The sequence below is a fragment of the Kitasatospora griseola genome (assembly GCF_044999035.1).
Classification (GTDB): domain Bacteria; phylum Actinomycetota; class Actinomycetes; order Streptomycetales; family Streptomycetaceae; genus Kitasatospora; species Kitasatospora griseola.
In genome coordinates this window covers 3616453-3635521 of the sequence record NZ_CP173360.1, presented here as the reverse complement: position 1 = coordinate 3635521, position 19069 = coordinate 3616453, and the positions used below count along the sequence as shown (strand labels likewise).

At 71.7% G+C, this 19069-nt stretch carries 16 protein-coding genes, 1 tRNA gene, 1 pseudogene and 1 riboswitch; of the genes and pseudogenes, 11 read left to right on the top strand and 7 right to left on the bottom strand.

Annotation, left to right across the window (positions count from 1 at the left end; translation table 11 throughout):
• Window positions 1-5: 5 nt before the first annotated feature.
• Complete coding sequence (locus tag ACI1MP_RS16260; protein WP_161801121.1) at window positions 6-425, bottom strand: SDR family NAD(P)-dependent oxidoreductase; 420 nt, start codon at window positions 423-425, stop codon at window positions 6-8.
• A gap of 154 nt (window positions 426-579) precedes the next feature.
• Here ACI1MP_RS16260 and ACI1MP_RS16255 point away from each other — a divergent pair, with 154 nt between their 5' ends.
• The 7 genes and pseudogenes from ACI1MP_RS16255 to ACI1MP_RS16225 all read left to right on the top strand — a co-directional run bounded on the left by ACI1MP_RS16255 (window position 580) and on the right by ACI1MP_RS16225 (window position 8450).
• Window positions 580-1824, top strand: a complete 1245-nt coding sequence (locus tag ACI1MP_RS16255) for a cytochrome P450 (RefSeq protein ID WP_404868901.1) — start codon at window positions 580-582, stop codon at window positions 1822-1824.
• A 251-nt stretch (window positions 1825-2075) separates the two neighbouring features.
• Window positions 2076-2259: riboswitch (cyclic di-AMP (ydaO/yuaA leader) on the top strand.
• A gap of 3 nt (window positions 2260-2262) precedes the next feature.
• Entirely contained in the window at window positions 2263-2961 is a 699-nt protein-coding gene (locus tag ACI1MP_RS16250; protein ID WP_380334801.1) for a transglycosylase family protein, read from the top strand.
• Between the two features lie 225 nt (window positions 2962-3186).
• Window positions 3187-4476 carry a phosphopyruvate hydratase gene (gene eno, locus ACI1MP_RS16245; protein WP_043915782.1) on the top strand — a complete coding sequence of 430 codons (1290 nt, stop codon included), beginning with the start codon at window positions 3187-3189 and terminating at the stop codon, window positions 4474-4476.
• A gap of 129 nt (window positions 4477-4605) precedes the next feature.
• Window positions 4606-5043, top strand: coding sequence for a septum formation initiator family protein (locus ACI1MP_RS16240; RefSeq protein WP_232734202.1), 438 nt, complete (start codon window positions 4606-4608; stop codon window positions 5041-5043).
• A 53-nt stretch (window positions 5044-5096) separates the two neighbouring features.
• Window positions 5097-5615, top strand: a pseudogene (locus ACI1MP_RS16235) (DUF501 domain-containing protein); the annotation flags it as partial.
• A 134-nt stretch (window positions 5616-5749) separates the two neighbouring features.
• Window positions 5750-6685: an exopolyphosphatase gene (locus ACI1MP_RS16230; protein WP_380334806.1), complete on the top strand. Its 936-nt coding sequence runs from the start codon at window positions 5750-5752 to the stop codon at window positions 6683-6685.
• Window positions 6686-7085: 400 nt separating this feature from the next.
• Complete coding sequence (locus ACI1MP_RS16225) at window positions 7086-8450, top strand: NAD(P)/FAD-dependent oxidoreductase (RefSeq protein WP_100588760.1); 1365 nt, start codon at window positions 7086-7088, stop codon at window positions 8448-8450.
• A gap of 175 nt (window positions 8451-8625) precedes the next feature.
• On the opposite strand, the gene ACI1MP_RS16220 is transcribed toward ACI1MP_RS16225, so the two are convergent.
• Together ACI1MP_RS16220 and ACI1MP_RS16215 are read right to left on the bottom strand one after the other, a co-directional pair.
• A complete protein-coding gene (locus ACI1MP_RS16220; protein WP_043915786.1) occupies window positions 8626-9054 on the bottom strand; it encodes a hypothetical protein in 429 nt (142 codons plus the stop codon).
• A gap of 221 nt (window positions 9055-9275) precedes the next feature.
• Window positions 9276-9360, bottom strand: a tRNA-Leu gene (locus ACI1MP_RS16215).
• A 339-nt stretch (window positions 9361-9699) separates the two neighbouring features.
• On the opposite strand from ACI1MP_RS16215, the gene ACI1MP_RS16210 reads away from it, so the two are divergent.
• Both ACI1MP_RS16210 and ACI1MP_RS16205 read left to right on the top strand, forming a co-directional pair.
• The gene (locus ACI1MP_RS16210) at window positions 9700-10473 is read left to right on the top strand and encodes an ABC transporter ATP-binding protein (protein ID WP_043915787.1); all 774 of its coding nucleotides are present in this window, start codon (window positions 9700-9702) and stop codon (window positions 10471-10473) included.
• A 46-nt stretch (window positions 10474-10519) separates the two neighbouring features.
• A complete protein-coding gene (locus ACI1MP_RS16205) occupies window positions 10520-13078 on the top strand; it encodes an ABC transporter permease (protein ID WP_380334809.1) in 2559 nt (852 codons plus the stop codon).
• A gap of 73 nt (window positions 13079-13151) precedes the next feature.
• Here the strand turns inward: ACI1MP_RS16205 and ACI1MP_RS16200 are convergent, their stop codons facing one another.
• The gene (locus ACI1MP_RS16200) at window positions 13152-13679 is read right to left on the bottom strand and encodes a peptidylprolyl isomerase (protein ID WP_100588762.1); all 528 of its coding nucleotides are present in this window, start codon (window positions 13677-13679) and stop codon (window positions 13152-13154) included.
• A gap of 172 nt (window positions 13680-13851) precedes the next feature.
• Between ACI1MP_RS16200 and ACI1MP_RS16195 the strand changes: the two genes are divergently transcribed.
• Entirely contained in the window at window positions 13852-14739 is an 888-nt protein-coding gene (locus ACI1MP_RS16195) for a Bax inhibitor-1/YccA family protein (RefSeq protein WP_189275921.1), read from the top strand.
• A 95-nt stretch (window positions 14740-14834) separates the two neighbouring features.
• The gene (locus ACI1MP_RS16190) at window positions 14835-15176 is read left to right on the top strand and encodes a hypothetical protein (protein ID WP_380334813.1); all 342 of its coding nucleotides are present in this window, start codon (window positions 14835-14837) and stop codon (window positions 15174-15176) included.
• An 84-nt stretch (window positions 15177-15260) separates the two neighbouring features.
• Here the strand turns inward: ACI1MP_RS16190 and ACI1MP_RS16185 are convergent, their stop codons facing one another.
• From ACI1MP_RS16185 to ACI1MP_RS16175, 3 genes are all read right to left on the bottom strand, one after another.
• Window positions 15261-16172, bottom strand: a complete 912-nt coding sequence (locus tag ACI1MP_RS16185) for a hypothetical protein (protein ID WP_100588765.1) — start codon at window positions 16170-16172, stop codon at window positions 15261-15263.
• A 289-nt stretch (window positions 16173-16461) separates the two neighbouring features.
• On the bottom strand, window positions 16462-17682 hold the full coding sequence (locus ACI1MP_RS16180) for an acetyl-CoA C-acetyltransferase (protein WP_380334816.1): 1221 nt from the start codon (window positions 17680-17682) through the stop codon (window positions 16462-16464).
• Between the two features lie 56 nt (window positions 17683-17738).
• Entirely contained in the window at window positions 17739-18839 is a 1101-nt protein-coding gene (locus ACI1MP_RS16175) for an SGNH/GDSL hydrolase family protein (RefSeq protein ID WP_189275918.1), read from the bottom strand.
• Window positions 18840-19069: the final 230 nt, after the last annotated feature.

The following is a 19069-nucleotide window of genomic DNA, read 5'->3' as shown; positions in this document are numbered from 1 at the left end:
GGAGGTCAGCCGGCCAGCGGGACGTCCGTGACCGGGCGGCGCTGCGCCGGGACGACCTCGCCGATCGCCTCGCCGACCAGGGCCAGCACCTCGGCCAGCGGGTCGAGGTGACCGGGCAGCTCGACCAGTTGGACGACCCGCTCGCCGTCCGGGCCGGCGACGGCGAACAGGTCGATCGGCCCGAGGTGCTTGGCGGCGGTGTCGACCAGCGCGGCGATGTCGGCGGGGTGGTGGACGTCACCGGAGACCCCGACCACGGGGCAGCCGGGACGGTCGAGTTCGGCCGCCAGGTCCTCCGCGACGCCGGGGCGGAGATCGGCGATGAGCAGGCCGGCGGCTCCGGCGGCGGAGAACCGGCGGGCCAGGTCGCCCCCCTCGCCCCCGTCGAGCACCGCGATGACGACCACTGCACCGGCTACTCGCATGGCCTGCTCCCCTTTCAGAGCGAAACCGGGGCGGTCCGCACGCCGCCCACTGTGCTTCATCGGAGGATCGTAGGCTCGCCCCGACGCTCCGCAACAGGGATTACCCGCCAGGTGACCAGACTCACGCGACGGCGGTTCCAGATACGGTCAAGACATGCCAGATCAGCCCCACGCCGCCCACCCGCAACTCTTCACCTGGGAGTTCGCGGCCGACCCCTATCCGGCGTACGCCTGGCTGCGGGAGCACTCCCCGGTGCACCGCACCACCCTGCCCAGCGGAGTGGAGGCGTGGCTGGTCACCCGGTACGCGGACGCCCGGCAGGCGCTGGCCGACTCCCGGCTCTCCAAGAACCCGGCGCACCACAGCGAGCAGGCGCACCGCACCGGCCGGGTGGGCATCCCGGGCGAGCGGCAGGCAGACCTGATGACCCACCTGCTGAACATCGACCCGCCGGACCACACCCGGCTGCGCCGCCTGGTGTCGAAGGCGTTCACGCCGCGCCGGGTCGCCGAGTTCGAACCGCGGGTGCAGCAGCTCACCGACCGGCTGATCGACTCCTTCGCGGAGCGCGGCGAGGCCGACCTGATCCACGAGTTCGCCTTCCCGCTGCCGATCTACGCGATCTGCGACCTGCTGGGCGTCCCCGCCGAGGACCAGGACGACCTGCGCGACTGGGCCGGCATGATGATCCGACACACGGGCGGTAAGCGCGGGGGAGTGGGCCGCGCGGTCAAGCAGATCCGCGGCTACCTGGCCGACCTGATCCACCGCAAGCGGGCCGACCTCGGCGACGACCTGATCTCCGGCCTGATCCGGGCCGGTGACCACGGCGAGCACCTGACCGAGAACGAGGCCGCGGCGATGGCCTTCATTCTGCTCTTCGCGGGGTTCGAAACCACCATCAACCTGGTCGGAAACGGACTTTTCGCCCTGCTTCGCAACCCCGGCCAGCGCACCCTGCTCCAGGACTCGCTGGCCCGCGGCGAGTCGGGCCTGCTGGAGACCGGCATCGAGGAACTGCTGCGCTACGACGGCCCGGTGGAGCTGGCGACCTGGCGGTTCGCCACCCGGCCGCTGACCATCGGAGGGGTGGACATCCCGGTGGGCGATCCGGTGCTGGTGGTGCTGGCCGCGGCGGACCGCGACCCGACCCGGTTCTCCGACGAGAACACCCTGGACCTGGCCCGGGCGGACAATCCGCACCTCGGTTTCGGGCACGGGATCCACTACTGCATCGGCGCGCCGCTCGCCCGGCTCGAAGGGCAGCGCGCGATAGGCACACTGCTGACACGGCTGCCGGACCTCCAGCTCGCCGCCGATCCGGCCGAACTCCGTTGGCGGGGCGGGCTGATCATGCGCGGGCTGCGGGAGCTCCCGGTCTCCTTCACGCCCCGCTGACCCCGGTTTCGACCGCGGCCGACCTGCTCCCGCGCGGGATCGCCAACTGTCGTGCCGGGGGCGCGCGTGCGCCCCCGGACGGGCGAATGCGGACATACATGGACGGTTTGTGCACGAGATGTGAAGGTCCGTAATTTCGGCGTGATACCGGTGATATGAGCTTGTGATTGCTCATCAGCTCTGCTTACTCTCCGATCTGCCCGCAGCCGTGGGCCCCGAACGCGGCACGCCGAGTCCTGTCCACCGCGCCCTCGGGACACCGACCAGGAATTCGGACAGGAGCGGGGGACCCAGGTGTGAACGCCGTAGCAGTTCCGACGGCTTGGGGTGAAGCCGCCCGGGAGCGGACGCAGTCGCGTCCCCGCTCCCCGGCGGCCGGGCCAGCCTCCCGGTCCGAACCCGACAGCTCACCTCGCAGGCGTGCGGAGAGGAAGTCCCATGCTGTTCACCGGTTCCGGCCGTCACCGCCGTAGTACCAAGGCCGAGAAGGTCGTCGCCGCCGCAGGCGTGGCGTCCGTGGGCCTGGCCCTGCCCCTGCTGTCCGCCACCGGAGCGGCCGCCGCGCCCGCCGACACCTGGGACCGCGTCGCCCAGTGCGAGAGCGGCGGCAACTGGGCCATCAACACCGGCAACGGGTACTACGGCGGCCTGCAGTTCTCCTCCTCCACCTGGCGCGCCTACGGCGGCAGCGAGTACGCGTCCCGCGCCGACCAGGCCTCCCGCTCCCAGCAGATCGCGGTGGCCGAGCGGGTGCTCGCCTCCCAGGGCCCCGGCGCCTGGCCGGTCTGCTCGGGCAAGGCCGGCCTGACCAAGGGCGGCGGCAGCGGCTCCCAGGACACCGCCTCCCGCTCGCAGCAGCGCCCGGCCACGCAGCAGCAGCAGTCGACCAAGACGCCGAAGTCCCAGCAGCAGCAGACCCCGAAGGCGCAGCAGCCGCAGCAGGGCCACAAGTCCCCGAAGCCGGCCACCACCTCGCAGGCCGCCGGGAAGTACACCGTGCAGAGCGGTGACACGCTGTCCGGCATCGCCGCCGCGCGGAACCTGTCCGGTGGCTGGGAGCAGCTGTTCCAGGCGAACCGCGACGTGATCGGCGGCAACCCCGACCTGATCGTCCCCGGGCAGGTCCTCTCGATGTGACGCCGCGGAGCGTCGGCCGGCCGGGCTGACGCTCCGTCCGTTCCGGGCGCGCGCCGAGCAGTTCGCGCCGTCCGGAACGGCCCGGTGGCGGGCAAACAGGTGAACTACCAGTGAGTAGCCGGGCCACACGGTGAGACGGGGCCCGGCCGGGCGTGGCCGCAGGCATGTCTGCGGCTAGGCTCTGGGCGTAACGACCACACATCCGCTTCCGCTAGGAGATGCCTCGTGCCGTCCATTGATGTCGTCGTAGCCCGTGAGATCCTCGACTCCCGCGGCAACCCCACGGTCGAGGTCGAGGTCGGTCTCGACGACGGCAGCACCGGTCGCGCGGCTGTCCCGTCGGGCGCCTCCACCGGCGCCTTCGAGGCGCTGGAGCTCCGCGACGGCGACAAGAACCGCTACTTCGGCAAGGGCGTCGAGAAGGCCGTCCTCGCCGTCATCGAGCAGATCGGCCCGGAGCTGGTCGGCTACGACGCCACCGAGCAGCGCCTGATCGACCAGGCCATGCTCGACCTGGACGCCACCCCGGACAAGTCCTCGCTCGGCGCCAACGCCATCCTCGGCGTCTCGCTCGCCGTCGCGCACGCCGCGTCCGAGGCCAGCGACCTGCCGCTGTTCCGCTACCTGGGCGGCCCGAACGCCCACGTGCTGCCGGTCCCGATGATGAACATCCTCAACGGCGGCTCGCACGCGGACTCCAACGTCGACATCCAGGAGTTCATGATCGCCCCGATCGGCGCGGAGTCCTTCTCCGAGGCCGTCCGCTGGGGCGTCGAGGTCTACCACACCCTCAAGGGCGTGCTGAAGGAGCGCGGGCTCTCCACCGGCCTGGGCGACGAGGGCGGCTTCGCCCCGAACCTGGACTCCAACCGCGAGGCCCTCGACCTGATCACCGAGGCCATCAAGAAGGCCGGCTACACCCCGGGCAAGGACGTCGCGCTCGCCCTGGACGTCGCCGCCTCCGAGTTCTACAAGGACGGCGCCTACCAGTTCGAGGGCAAGGCCCTGTCGGCCGCCGAGCTGGTCGAGTACTACGCCGAGCTGGTCGCCGCCTACCCGCTGGTCTCCATCGAGGACCCGCTGGACGAGTCCGACTGGGACGGCTGGAAGGCCATCACCGACAAGCTGGGCGACAAGGTCCAGCTGGTCGGCGACGACCTGTTCGTCACCAACCCGGAGCGCCTGCGCCGGGGCATCGAGACCGGCACCGCCAACGCGCTGCTGGTGAAGGTCAACCAGATCGGCTCGCTCACCGAGACCCTGGACGCCGTCGAGCTGGCCCAGCGCAACGGCTACCGCTGCATGATGTCGCACCGCTCCGGCGAGACCGAGGACGTCACCATCGCCGACCTCGCCGTCGCCACCAACTGCGGCCAGATCAAGACCGGCGCCCCGGCCCGCTCCGAGCGCGTCGCCAAGTACAACCAGCTGCTGCGCATCGAGGAGATCCTCGACGACGCCGCGGAGTACGCGGGCCGCGGCGCGTTCCCGCGCTTCCGCTCTGCGGACAAGTAAGCACAGCCGCCCTGCGGACAAGTAAGCACAGCAAGGGCTGATCCGCCACTGAGCTCGATGTGACCGGTGCCCCGGCCTCCACCGCGTAGGGTGGGCCGGGGCACCGGCATGCGCAGGAGGGGCGACCAGATGGCCAAGTGGAGGATCCCCGGACTGGCGGCGCGCCCGCGCTTCACCAGCCGGGCCACCGTGCTGGTGCTCGTGCTGTGCTCACTGGTGGCGATACTCGCCTACCCCGCCCGGCAGTACATCGCCCAGCGGGGTGAGATCGCCGACCAGCGGGCCAAGGCCGAACACGCCCGCCAGCAGGTCGACGAGCTGCGCCGGGCCAGGGCCCGCTGGCAGGACCCGGAGTACGTCAAGGCACAGGCCCGGGAACGGCTGCACTACGCGCTGCCGGGCGAGACCCCGTTCGTCTCGGTCGCCCCGCCGCCCGCGCCGGGCGACAAGCAGTCCGCCTCGGACGCCACCGGACACCCGAAGGCCGCCCGCCCCTGGTACTCCTCCTTCTGGGACTCGGTGGACGCCGCCGACACCGCACTCGCCGCACCGCCCGCCGTCCCCTGACGGCCCTGACGCCACGTCACCCCACCCGCCCCCATCCGACGAACAGACTGCTGATGAGCAACCAGAACCCTCCTGTCTCCGACCACGACGTCGCGGCCATCGCCGCCCAGCTCGGCCGGGTGCCGCGCGGGCTGCGCGCCGTCGCCCACCGCTGCCCGTGCGGCAACCCGGACGTGGTGGAGACCGCGCCCCGGCTGCCCGACGGCACGCCATTCCCGACGCTCTACTACCTGACCTGCCCCAAGGCCGCCTCGCTGATCGGCACCCTGGAGGCGGACGGCGTGATGAAGGAGCAGAGCGCCCGGCTCGCCGAGGACCCGGAACTCGCCGCCGCCTACCGGGCCGCGCACGAGGACTACATCGCCCGCCGGGACGCCATCGAGGTGCTGGAGGGCTTCCCCAGCGCCGGCGGCATGCCCGACCGGGTCAAGTGCCTGCACGTGCTGGTCGGCCACTCGCTGGCGGCCGGCGAGGGCGTCAACCCGCTCGGCGACGAGGCGATCGGCATGCTGGAGGACTGGTGGGCCAAGGGCCCGTGCGTCAGCCCCGCCGAGGTCGAGGCCGCCGGTGAGCGGGTCGTCCGCAACCGCGCCAAGGCCGAGGACCACGCCGCGGTGATCGCCGCCAAGGAGGCGCTGACCGCCGAGCGGGCCGCCGCCCGCAAGGCCGCCGAGGACGCCGAGGACACCGTGGAGGGTGACGAGTCGTGAGCAGCACCCGGGTCGCCGCGATCGACTGCGGCACCAACTCGATCCGCCTGCTGATCGCCGACCTGGACCCGGAGACCGGGGAGATCGTCGACCTGGACCGGCGGATGCTGATCGTCCGGCTCGGCCAGGGCGTCGACCGGACCGGCCGGCTGCACCCCGAGGCGCTGGACCGCACCTTCGCGGCCTGCCGCGAGTACGCGGAGGTCATCGCCGCGCACGGGGTCGGCCCGGAGCGGATCCGGATGGTCGCCACCTCGGCCTCCCGGGACGCCGAGAACGCCGCCGAGTTCACCGCGGGCGTCAAGGAGATCCTCGGCGTCACCCCGAGCGTGGTCAGCGGCGAGGAGGAGGCCCGGCTCTCCTTCACCGGCGCCACCCGCGAGCTGCTCGGCGGCCCGCACCGCCCGCCGTACCTGGTGTTCGACCTGGGCGGCGGCTCCACCGAGTTCGTGCTCGGCGAGCAGGACGTCCGGGCCGCGCACTCGATGGACATCGGCTGCGTGCGGATGACGGAGCGCCACTTCGCGGGCGGGCACCCCACCGAGGAGCAGATCGCCGCCGCCCGGGCCGACATCCGGGCCGCGCTGGACGCCGTCGCGGAGAGCGTCCCGCTGACCGGGGACGCCACCCTGGTCGGTCTGGCCGGCACCGTCACCACGGTCGCCGGGATCGCCCTGGAGCTGCCCGGCTACGACTCCGAGCGGATCCACCACGCGGTGCTGACCGTGCAGCAGGTGCGGGAGACCGCCGAGTGGCTGCTGCACTCCTCGCACGCCGAGCGGGCCGCCGTCCCCGTGATGCACCCCGGCCGGGTCGACGTGATCGCGGCCGGCGCCCTGGTCCTGCTGGAGATCATGGAGCGCACCGGCGCCGCCGAACTGCTGGTCTCCGAGCACGACATCCTCGACGGCATCGCCTGGTCGATCGCCTGACCCCGGCGCGCCGGGAGGCCCCGAGCGGGCCTCCCGGCGCGCCGCGACAACGAGCTTCGTGAATTTCTTCACATGGCGATCGGGCCTTTCGGCCCAGCGCGGTGATCGGTTCGTCCGATATGTGGGACCGAAGGCGTCCGGGGCGGGTGGTTCATGGGATCGCAGGCCACCCGTCGTTCACGCCGAAGAAATCGAAAGTGCACCCGGGAACCCGTGCGGCGCAAGGATCGTTGCTGCTCAGCGAGGCACTGGGTGCCGCGCCGGTCGCGGCGGGCGGTCGGCGGGGGCCGGCGGGAGCCGACGGGCCGAAAGTGCGGGCGCGCAGTGTAGCAGCCGGTGTCCAGAAGCTTGTGATGGGCCTCACGAACGGCCCATCAGGCGGGGGTGGATACTTTCGGATATGAGCACCACGGAGCGTCCTCGCATCCTCATTGTCGGCGGTGGTTACGTCGGCCTGTATGCCGCGATGCGCATCCTCAAGAAGATGCGCTACGGCGAAGCGACCGTCACGGTCGTCGACCCGCGGTCGTACATGACGTACCTGCCCTTCCTCCCGGAGGCGGCCGGCGGCAACGTCGCCCCCCGCAACCTCGTCGCGCCCCTGCGCAGCGCCCTGAAGAAGGCGGAGGTGCTCACCGGTCACGTGACCGAGGTGGACCACGCCCGCAAGGTCGCCACCATCCAGCCCGCGGCCGGCGAGTCCTACGAACTGCCCTTCGAGTACCTGGTCGTGGCGACCGGCTCGGTCTCCCGCACCTTCCCGATCCCGGGCCTGGCGGAGCACGGCATCGGCATGAAGACGGTGGAAGAGGCGATCAGCCTCCGCAACCACGTCATGGCGCAGCTGGACAAGGCCGAGTCGACCACCGACGAGGACGTCCGCCGCAAGGCGCTGACCTTCGTCGTCATCGGCGGCGGCTTCGCCGGCATCGAGACGGTCGCCGAGATCGAGGACATGGCGCGCGACGCCGCCAAGATCTACAAGACCGTCAGCCGTGACGACATGCGCTTCGTCGTGGTGGAGGCGGCCAACCGCATCCTCCCCGAGATGGGCCCCGACCTGGGTCTGTGGACCAAGGGCCGCCTGGAGGAGCGCAACATCGAGGTCTACATCGAGACCTCGATGGACTCCTGCGTCGACCAGCACGTGGTGCTGAAGAACGGCATGGAGTTCGACGCCTCCACCATCGTGTGGACCGCCGGCGTGAAGCCGAACCCGATCGTCAACCGCTTCGGTCTGCCGCTCGGCCCGCGCGGCCACGTCGACACCAAGCCGACCCTGCAGGTCCAGGGCTTCGACTACGTGTGGGCGGCCGGCGACAACGCCCAGGTCCCCGACCTGGCCGCCGGTGAGGGCGCCTGGTGCCCGCCGAACGCGCAGCACGCGGTCCGTCAGGCCGCCGTCCTCGGCGACAACGTGGTGGCCGGCATGCGCGGCTTCCCGCAGGCCGAGTACAAGCACAAGAACCTCGGTGCGGTGGCCGGCCTCGGCCTGCACAAGGGTGTGGCGATCCTGTTCGGCAAGGTCAAGCTCAAGGGCCGCCTCGCCTGGTACTTCCACCGCGCCTACCACGGTGCGATGGTCCCCACCATGAACCGCAAGATCCGGGTCTTCACCGACTGGACGCTGGCGATGTTCCTCAAGCGCGAGACCGTCGGTCTCTCCGAGATGGAGAAGCCGTTCGACGCCTTCCAGGAGGCGACCGCTCCGCCGAAGCCGGCCGCCGCGGCCGAGCCGAAGAAGGAACTCGCCTCTAGCAAGTAGGCGACCAGACCCGCCAGTTCGGGTTACGAGTCGGAGGCCCTCCGCCCGGCAACGCCGCCGGACCACGTCCTCCGTGGTGCTCAGCCGGCCCTGCTGCCGGGCGGAGTACAGCAATCGGTTGACCAAGGCCCCCACCCCCGCCGGGTGGGGGCCTTCGGGCTTCTCCGGGCCGCCGTCAGGCCTGGTCGGCGGGCGCGGTGCGGTCGCTCAGGCGTTCGTGGCGCTGGCGGGCGGCCTGCGGGGTGCCGAGGCCGAGGCCGAACGCGATCTCCTGCCAGGTCATCCCGCGGCCGCGGGCCATGGTGAGCAACCCGGCCTCCAACTCGTCGAGTTCGGCCCGGACCAGGGGGAGCAGGGTGAGGGCGGCCGTCACGTCGGCGCGGTCCACCTCCGGTTCGCCGTCCTCGGCGAGGGCGGCGCCGCTGAGCAGGAAGGCGACCAGCCGGACCGCCTCGTGCGGGGCGAGCATCGCCGGGTTGGTCTGGCGGCGGCGCTGTTCGTCGGTGGCGGCGTGCCGCTCGGCGATCCGGAACAGCGAGGTCCAGACGCGCTCGGTGCGCGCGGTCTCGGGGTGCGGGGGAGCGAACGGGTCGGTGTCGGTCATGGCAGCAGCATGTGGTGGTGAACGGGACGACGTCAACCCTTTGTTGTGAACGAAGTGTTCATTCGCAGAGTGCGGAGACGCCTTGCGCGAGTGCGCGTCGGGGCTACGCAAAGCGAGGGAACGGCCGCCGAAGTGACGGTGTGTCACGCCGCTCGGGGTGCCGAGCGGGCCGGCCGGCCGGTAGTCGGCCCATCACCGCAGGTCACGGCATATATGCATGCTGGTGCCCAGAGCCGGACTCGAACCGGCACGGCCTTCCGGCCAAGCAGTTTTAAGCTGCCCGTGTCTGCGTTCCACCATCTGGGCCTGGGAGCGCATTGAGCTCGATTACTGAGCCTAGTCGGCCGGGCGACGGTTTCGCATATTTCCAGGGACGGAAGTTGTCATGCTTCCATGCCATCTGACGAAGCGTCTGTCATTTCGGCCACCCTTCGGTGGTTCTCGGCCACCCGCCGCTCTCGGGGATTGAGTCATACCGGAGGAGGAGGGCCCGGCGGCGGTCGTACGCCTGCGGGCGGGGCGGCAACCGTTCGACGGAGCGACGAATTTCCATGATCACGAAGGAGAGGATGGGATAGCGGTCGCCGGTACGTGCGGGCCGCCCTCCAGTGACGAACCAGCATCTCCCGGACAGGAGTCCCCTTCGTGAGCACCTCGACCGCGTACGCAGCCCACACCGGTCTGGCGGCGGCCCGCGCCACCGGTCTCAACAAGGTCTACGGCGAAGGCGACACCCGCGTCGTCGCGCTCGACAACGTCTCGGTCTCCTTCGGCCAGGGCGAGTTCACCGCGATCATGGGCCCGTCCGGCTCCGGCAAGTCCACCCTGATGCACTGCATGGCGGGCCTGGACACGGTCAGCTCCGGCTCGGCGACCATCGGCGAGACCGAACTGGTCGGCCTGAAGGACAAGCAGTTGACCAAGCTGCGCCGCGACAAGATCGGCTTCGTCTTCCAGGCGTTCAACCTGCTGCCGACGCTGACCGCGCTGGAGAACATCACGCTGCCGATGGACATCGCCGGCCGCAAGGTCGACAAGGCCTGGCTGGACCGCGTGGTGGAGACCGTCGGCCTGTCCGGCCGGCTCTCGCACCGCCCGGCGCAGCTGTCCGGCGGCCAGCAGCAGCGCGTGGCCTGTGCCCGCGCGCTGGCCTCCAAGCCGGAGATCATCTTCGCCGACGAGCCCACCGGCAACCTGGACTCCCGCTCCGGCGCCGAGATCCTGTCCTTCCTGCGCAACTCGGTGCGCGAACTCGGCCAGACCGTGGTGATGGTCACCCACGACCCGGTGGCCGCCTCCTACGCGGACCGCGTGGTGTTCCTCGCCGACGGCCGGATCGTCGACGAGCTGACCAACCCCACCGCCGACTCCGTCCTCGACCGGATGCGTCGTTTCGACGCCAAGGGCCGCACCAGCTGACGGACCCTCAGCAGCCGACCGACCACACCACCCCAGGACTGACCCCATGTATCGCACCGCACTGCGCAATGTGCTGGCCCACAAGGGCCGACTGCTGATGACGGCACTCGCCGTCATGCTGGGCACCGCCTTCGTCGCCGGCACCCTGGTGTTCTCGGACACCATGGGCCAGGCCGTCCGCGCCAGCTACTCCAAGAGCTACTCCGACGTCTCGGTGCTGGTCTCCGACAAGTGGTCCCGCAGCGCCGAGAACGGCCCGAAGGCGGCCGGCGAGAAGAAGCGCGAGGCGCTGACCGACGCCACCGTGAAGGACCTCGCCGCCCTGCCGGGCGTCGAGCGGGCCCGCGGCGTGGTCACCGGCTTCACCGCCGTCGCCGACAAGAAGGGCAACCTGATCGGCGAGGCGTGGGGCGCCCAGGGCTCCAACTTCGCCCCGGACGCCTCCGGCCAGGACTCCCGCTACCAGATGGTGCAGGGCCGCGGCCCGAAGGCGACCGGCGAGATCGCGCTCAACAAGCAGGCCGCCGACAAGGCCGGCTACCAGGTCGGCGACAAGGTCCGGGTGGCCGGCAACGGCGCCGCCGAGGACACCACGCTCACCGGCGTGTTCACCTCGGACGACCCGCAGGTCACTTCCGGCGGCACCCTGGTGCTGATGGACACCGCCACCGCCCAGCAGCGCCTGCTGGAGGCCGGCCACTACAGCTCGATCGCGCTGACCGCGAAGTCCGGCGTCGCGGAGAGCGCGCTGCTGGACGCGGCCAAGGCCAAGCTGCCCGCCGACGTCTTCGACCTGGAGACCGGCCAGCAGCTCAAGGACGAGCAGTCCAAGATGGTGACCCGGTCGGTCACCGGCATGAAGAGCATGCTCCTGGTGTTCGCCGGCATCTCGCTGTTCGTCGGCATCTTCATCATCGTCAACACCTTCACCATGCTGATCGCGCAGCGCCTGAAGGAGCTGGCGCTGCTGCGCGCGGTCGGCGCCAGCCGTCGCCAGGTCACCAACTCGGTGCTGGTCGAGGCGCTGCTGATCGGCGTGATCGCCTCCGTGTCCGGCCTGCTGCTCGGCATCGGCATCGGCGCCGGCATGCAGTCCCTGCTGTCCAGCATGAACGACGGCATGCCCACCGGTTCGCTGGTGATCGCCCCGGCCACCGTGATCGGCACCCTGGTGACCGGCATCGTGGTCACCGTGCTCTCCGCGCTGATCCCGGCGATCCGCGCCTCCCGGATCCCCCCGGTGGCGGCGATGAGCAGCGGCGACCTGCCCAGCACCCAGCGCGGCCTGGTGGTCCGCAACTCGATCGGCGCGCTGCTGGCCGGCGGCGGCATCGCCCTGATCCTGCTCGGCGCGTTCAGCAAGGGCAGCGGCGGTCGGACCTACCTGGAGCTCGGCGCCCCGCTCACCCTGATCGGCGTGTTCGTCCTGCTGCCGCTGCTGTCCCGGCCGGTGGTCGCCCTGGTCGGCCCGCTGCTGGGCAAGGTGTTCGGCACCCCCGGCAAGCTGGCCCGCCGCAACGCGGTCCGCAACCCGCGCCGCACCGCCAGCACCGCGGCCGCGCTGACCATCGGCCTGACCCTGGTCACCGCCGTGACGGTGATCGGCAACTCGGTCACCAGCACCGTCACCCGGCTCGTCGCCGGCTCGATGAAGGCCGACTACACGGTCTCGATGGCCAACCACGACGAGGTGGCGCGCGAGCTCGCGCCGGTGATCGCCAAGGCGAACGGGGTGACCGCGGCCAGCCCGGTCGGCAACGTGATGTGGACGATGGACGGGGACCGCAAGGCCGTCCAGGGCTTCGACGCCGCCGCCTTCGACCAGCTGGTGAAGGTCGACATGACGTCCGGCTCGACCGGTGCGCTCAAGCAGGGCCAGATTCTGGTCAACGACGAGTTCGCCGGGAAGCACCAGCTCCACCAGGGCTCCACCCTCAAGCTCGAGGTGGACGGCGGCAAGACGGTCGACCTCACCGTCGGCGGCGTGTTCGAACGCAACGACGCCCTGTCGCCGGTCATCGCCTCCAACACGCTGATCGACCAGTACGACTCCGACTCCTTCGTCACCGAGATCCTGGTCAAGGGCAAGGACGGCGCGACCCCCGCGCTCAAGCAGGCCGTCAAGGAGGCCACCGGCAGCAACCCGGTGATCCAGGTGCTCACCGAGAAGGACAAGGTCGACGAGTTCAGCCGGATCATCACGACGATGCTGAACATCATGTACGGCCTGCTCGGCATGGCGGTGCTGGTCGCGGTCCTCGGTGTGATCAACACGCTGGCCATGTCGGTGTTCGAGCGCAAGCGCGAGATCGGCATGCTGCGGGCGATCGGCCTGGACCGGCGCGGCATCAAGCGGATGGTCCGCATCGAGTCCGTGGTGATCTCGCTGTTCGGCGCCCTGATCGGCGTGGGGCTCGGCTGCTTCCTGGCCTGGGCGGCCACCCGGGTGCTCGCCGCCGACCTGAACGGGCTGACCACCGCGGTCCCGTACGGCAGCGTGGCGCTCTTCCTCCTGCTGGCCGCGCTGGTCGGCATCATCGCCGCCCTCTGGCCGGCCCGCCGGGCCTCCCGGATGGACATCCTCAGCAGCATCAAGACCGACTGACGGCCGGTCGAACGAAAGCGCCGCCCGCCCCCGGGAGACCGGGAGCGGGCGGCGCTGTCCGTGCGGGCCCGGGTCAGCGGGTCTCGATCACGACCTTCTCGATCACCACGTCCTGCACCGGACGGTCGTTGCGCGGGTTGGTGTCGGTGGTGGCGATCGCGTCCACCACCTTCTGGCTCGCCTCGTCCGCGACCTCGCCGAAGATGGTGTGCTTGCCGGTCAGCCAGGTGGTCGCGCCGACCGTGACGAAGAACTGCGAACCGTTGGTGCCCGGGCCCGCGTTGGCCATCGCCAGCAGGTACGGCTTGGTGAACGCCAGGTCGGGGTGGAACTCGTCGGCGAACTTGTAGCCCGGGCCGCCGGTGCCGTTGCCCAGCGGGTCGCCGCCCTGGATCATGAAGCCTTCGATGACCCGGTGGAACACCGTGCCGTCGTACAGCGGAGCGTTGCTGGGCTGCCCGGTGTTCGGGTCGATCCACTGGCGCTCGCCGGTCGCCAGCTCCACGAAGTTCTTGACCGTCTTGGGGGCGTGGTTCGGCAGCAGCCGGATCACGATGTCGCCCTTGTTGGTCTTCAGGGTGGCGTACAGCTCCTCGGCCATCCGGGGGGCCGCCTTTCTGGTCGTGTGTCAGTTGCGTCCCCCACCCTGCCCCCTCAAGGGGTCCGCGCGCAGGCGACACGGGATCCTTCTCACGGCTGACGCGGAATACTTTGCCAAACCATTACTCTTGTGCTCTGTATGGGTGGTGCTGTGCCGCCCCGGAAGGAATGTGATGAGAAGCAGAAACCCGGTCTTCTCGCGGGAGGGGTCCTTCACCCGCGACAACCAGTACGCGGGGTTCGGCGCGCAGCCGGCCGGGCAGCAGGCCCCGGCGTACGGCAACAACCCGTACGCCAACAACCCGTACGCCGACAACGCCTACGGCCGGCCCGGCGGTCAGTCGCTGACCGACCAGCAGCTCGCCGAGATGTACGGCGCCCCCGCCGCGGGCCCGGCCCAGACCGGCCGGATGACGCTGGACGACGTGGTCGCCCGCACCGCGATGACGCTGCTCACGCTGGTCCTCGCCGGCGCGGTGGCCTGGTTCGTGGTCCCGGTCGAGAAGTACGCGATCGCCGGTGTCGCCGCGTTCGCCGCGATGATCATCGGCCTGGTGGTCAGCTTCAAGCGCAGCGTCAACCCGGCGCTGATCCTGGCCTACGCCGCCCTGGAGGGCTTCTTCCTCGGCGCGCTCAGCAAGGCCCTCAACACCCTGCTGCAGGGCATCGCCGTCCAGGCCGTGCTGGGCACCGCCGCGGTGTTCGCGGCAGTGCTGATCGCCTACAAGAGCGGGAAGATCCGGGTCACCCCCCGGTACACCCGGATCGGCGTCTCGATCGCGATGGGCTTCGTGATCCTGATGCTGGTCAACCTGGTCGCCACCATGTTCGGCGCGGACTTCGGGTTCCGCTCCGGCCCGCTCGGCATCGTGGTCGGCCTGGTCGGCATCGCCCTCGGCGCGTTCTTCCTGACCCTCGACTTCAACGAGATCGAGGAAGGCATCCGGTACGGCGCCCCCGAGCGCGAGTCCTGGCGGGCCGCCTTCGGCCTGACGCTGTCGCTGGTGTGGATCTACCTGGAGATGCTGCGTCTGATCGCCATCCTGCGCGGCGACGACTGATCGCAGCGCCCGGACAGTCGCGGCGGGCCCCGGAGGAACACTCCTCCGGGGCCCGCCGCGTTCGCTCCGGCCCCGGCTTGGCTACCCTCGGGGCCATGTCCGACGAGCACCACCCCGCCGCCCCCGCCCAGTTGACCGCCGCCGTGGACCGGCTGGCCGACCGCTTCCGGGCCATGCCGCAGAGCCGCCTGCTGGGCGTCGTCCCCGGCCACCCCTCGCGGGCCGCCGCGGTGCTCGCGCTGGCCGGCCGGCTGGCCGACGCCGCCCGCGCGCTGGAGGGCCTGCCGCCGCTGCCCGTCCCCGACTGCGGGGCGTTCGCCGTCGGCGACCAACTCGCGGTCACCGGCCACGACCTGGCCGCCGCGGCCGCCGACCGCCCCGACGCGCTGGCCGCCGCGCTCGACGACGTCGCGGACACCGACCGGCTGACCGCCTGACGCCCGCCGGGGGGGACACCGAAGGGGCGCCGGTCCGCCCGGGCAACCCCCTGCCGTGCGGACCGACGCCCCTTCGGGCGCGGTTCAGATCGAGGCGACCACCCGGTCGGCCAGCACGTACACGGTGTCGCCGTCGGTGGAGAAGGTCAGCGAGTACGACCCGGAGAACCGCGAGCCGCCCAGCAGCCGGACGTCCTCGCCGGCCCGGACGGCGTCGATCAGCCGGTACGCCGCCTCCCGGTCGCCGGGGGCCACGCACAGCGTGGTGCCGTCGGCGAACGCGTACACGTCCAACGTGCCGAGCGGGCCCGGGCGGACGTCGGTGAGGGCGATCCGCTCCTCGGCGAGCGCGGCGAGCCGGTCGTCGGTCCACTCGCGGGACGGGGTCGGGCTGGGCACGAAGTCCGGGTGCGAGGGGTGCCGGCGCGGGTCGGGCGCGGCCGCGGGCTCGCTCTCGGCGTCCAGCAGTCCGGCCTCCAGGCCGGTGGCCAGCAGGTCGGCCTCCCGGCGGGCCTTCACGTCACTGTTGTCGCCGGGCGCCGGGAAGCCGCCGCCCCGCAGGCCGCCGTCCGCCGAACCGCCGTCCGCAGGGCCGTCCTTGACCAGGTCCTCCAGCGCGTTCCGCAGCGCCTCGCCGAACTCCGGGTCCATCACGCCGTGGTTGTCGGCGGCCTCCTGCGGACCGGTCGGGCGCGGGAAGAAGATCGGCCAGTCCTCGCCGGCGGCCGTGAACGGGGTGTCGAACAGCGGCGCGTCCTCGGCGGCGCGCGCCTCCTGCTCGGCCCAGAACGCGCGGGCCTCGGTGATCTCCCGCTCCCGGTCGGCGGCGAGCGCCTCGGCCACGGCGCGGCGTATCAGCGCCTCGTCGAGCTGCGGGGCGGGCTGCGCGGTGGGCTGCGCGGCGTCCAACTTCCGCCCCAGGGCGCGGAGGTGGAGCAGGACGGCGGCGGTCAGGGCGATCAGGGCCAGCAGCAGGGAGGTGTAGACGACGCTCACGGAACGTACTCCCAACGAGGAGCGGAACGGGGTTACGGCTCCACACTGCCGTATTCGCGGCCGTTACTGCAGAGGCGGATGTCCGATTTGCCAGTGACTTTCCTACTTGTCCTTAAATTGTTGGGTAATGCCGCTCCACGCAGCGGAGTTGATCCAATCCGGTGCGTCGACATTTCGGTCCCGGAAGGCAGAAAATCGGGCCGGATCGCACCTGGAGTGTGATCCGGCCCTCAATTACGGACGGTGACTCCGGACGGGTGAGACGTCCGTCACGGTGTCCCCGTCGCGGTCAGCTCAGTCGCTCGATGACCATCGCCATGCCCTGGCCGCCGCCGACGCACATGGTCTCCAGGCCGAACTGCTTGTCGTGCCACTGCAGCGAGTTGATCAGCGTGGTGGTGATCCGGGCGCCGGTCATGCCGAACGGGTGGCCCACCGCGATCGCGCCGCCGTTGACGTTCAGCCGGTCCAGGTCGATGCCCAGGTCCCGGTAGGACGGGATGACCTGCGCCGCGAACGCCTCGTTGATCTCCACCAGGTCGATGTCGCCGATCGACAGGCCGGCCCGCTTCAGCGCCTGCTTGGACGCCTCCACCGGGCCGTAGCCCATGATCTCCGGCGACAGCGCCGAGACGCCGGTGGAGACCACCCGGGCCAGCGGGGTGATGCCCAGCTCGCGCGCCTTGGTGTCGGACATGATCACCAGCGCGGCCGCGCCGTCGTTCAGCGGGCAGCAGTTACCGGCCGTCACGGTGCCGTCGGGGCGGAACACCGGCTTCAGGCCGGACACGCCCTCCAGCGTCACGCCCGCGCGCGGGCCGTCGTCCGCGCTCACCACGGTGCCGTCCGGCAGCGTCACCGGGGTGATCTCGCGCTGCCAGAAGCCCGCCTTGATCGCGGCCTCGGCCAGGTTCTGCGAGCGGACGCCGAACTCGTCCTGCTCGGCCCGGGTGATGCCCTTCAGCGCGGCCAGGTTCTCCGCGGTCTGGCCCATCGCGATGTACGCGTCCGGCAGCAGGCCGTCCTCGCGCGGGTCGTGCCACTCGCCGCCGCCGACCTCGGCGCGGTGCGCGGTGCGGGCCTGGGCGTCGGCGAACAGCGGGTTCATGGTGCCCGGCATGCCGTCCGAGGTGCCGTGGATCGACCGGGAGACGGTCTCCACGCCGGCCGAGACGAAGACGTCGCCCTCGCCGGCCTTGATCGCGTGCAGCGCCATCCGGGTGGTCTGCAGCGAGGACGAGCAGTAGCGGGTGATGGTGGCGCCCGGCAGGTAGTCCATGCCCATCTGGACGGCCACGATCCGGGCCAGGTTGTGGCCCTGCTCGCCGCCCGGCAGGCCGCAGCCCAGCATCAGGTCGTCGATCGTGCGCGGGTCCAGCTGCGGGACCTTGGCCAGCGCGGCGCCGATGATCTGCGCGGTCAGGTCGTCCGGGCGGATGTCCTTCAGCGAGCCCTTGAAGGCCCGGCCGATCGGCGAACGGGCGGCGCTGACGATGACGGCTTCGGGCATGGCGGGCTCCTCGCTGAGTGACCTCGGGACGCGATCCGGTGGATCTCCCGGGAAAGTTACCGCTTGGTAGCTCCGGCGTCATCCGCCTCCGGATGTGAATTGGCCGACGCGATCGCCCGCGGCCGGCCGCCTTCCGCGACCGCCTCCGGCTCCGGCTCGCCGCCGGGCAGCGCCAGCCGGAACCGCTGCTTGAGCGTCGCCCACCGCCACGTCCCGTTCGCCGGGCCCGCCGCCGTCACCTCGGTGCCCGAACGCCCCGCCGCCGCCGCGGCCGCCACCGCCACCGGCAGCACCGCCTGCGGCTCCAACGGCCCGCCCACCGCGGACGGCGTGTCCTGCGGCCACAGGTCGAGCGCCGCGCACACCGACGGCAGCAACGCCATCGACGCCGTCGCGTAGCCCTGTGCGGACGGGTGGTAGCGGTCCGCGGCGAACAGCTCCGGACGCGTCGCGAACTCCGGGCCCAGCAGCGAACCCAACGAGACCGTCCGCCCGCCGGCCTCCACCACAGCGATGGTCTGCGCCGCCGCGAGCTGCCGGCTCAGCCGCCGCGCCACCCAGCGCAGCGGCGGCCGCACCGGCTTGATCGTCCCCAGGTCCGGGCAGGTGCCGACCACCACCTCGCAGCCCGCCGAGACCAGCCGGCCCACCGCCTCGCCCAGCTCCCGCACACTGCGGGCGGCCGGGGCGTGCCTGGTCACGTCGTTGGCGCCGATCATCAGCACCGCGATGTCCGGGGAGTGCGGCAGGGCCCGCTCCAACTGCCCCGCGAGATCGCCCGAGCGGGCGCCCGACTTCGCCACGTTCAACAGCCGCACCGGGCGCTCGGCGACGGACGCCAGCCCCGACGCGAGCAGCGCGCCCGGCGTCTCCTGCGCCCGCTGCACGCCCAGGCCCGCGGCCGTCGAATCGCCCAGGAACGCCATCACCAACGGCGACCGGCCGTCCGTCGGATCGGCGAACGCCTCCCCGTGCAGCCCGTCCGCGCGCGGCGGATCGCCGCCCAGGTTCCCGATCGCCCGGATCGCCATCCGGCTCTCGGTCAGCAGCACCCCCGCCACCCCCACCCCGAGCAGCCCCAGCCCACCCCCGCCGTACGCTGCGGCGGTGGCGATCCGCCGCGCCACCCGCGCCCTCGACGCCTGCGAGCCGGCCATCAGGCCACCCCCTCTCCTCTTCCACCCACACTCGTACCCGCTCACCCCGATCCGCTACCGCCCGCCTCCGCCAACCACCCGCCCGGAGCCGCTGTGCCCCGAGGCCGCCGGCCCGCCGCGGGCGGCGCCGGCCCGCTTTCCGAAGACTGTGCGGCGGAGTGCCCCCTCGGAGCGCTGTTGTTCGGCGGGGGCGGAGTGTCGACCCCCGCCGGGAGCGGTTTGTTCGGGTG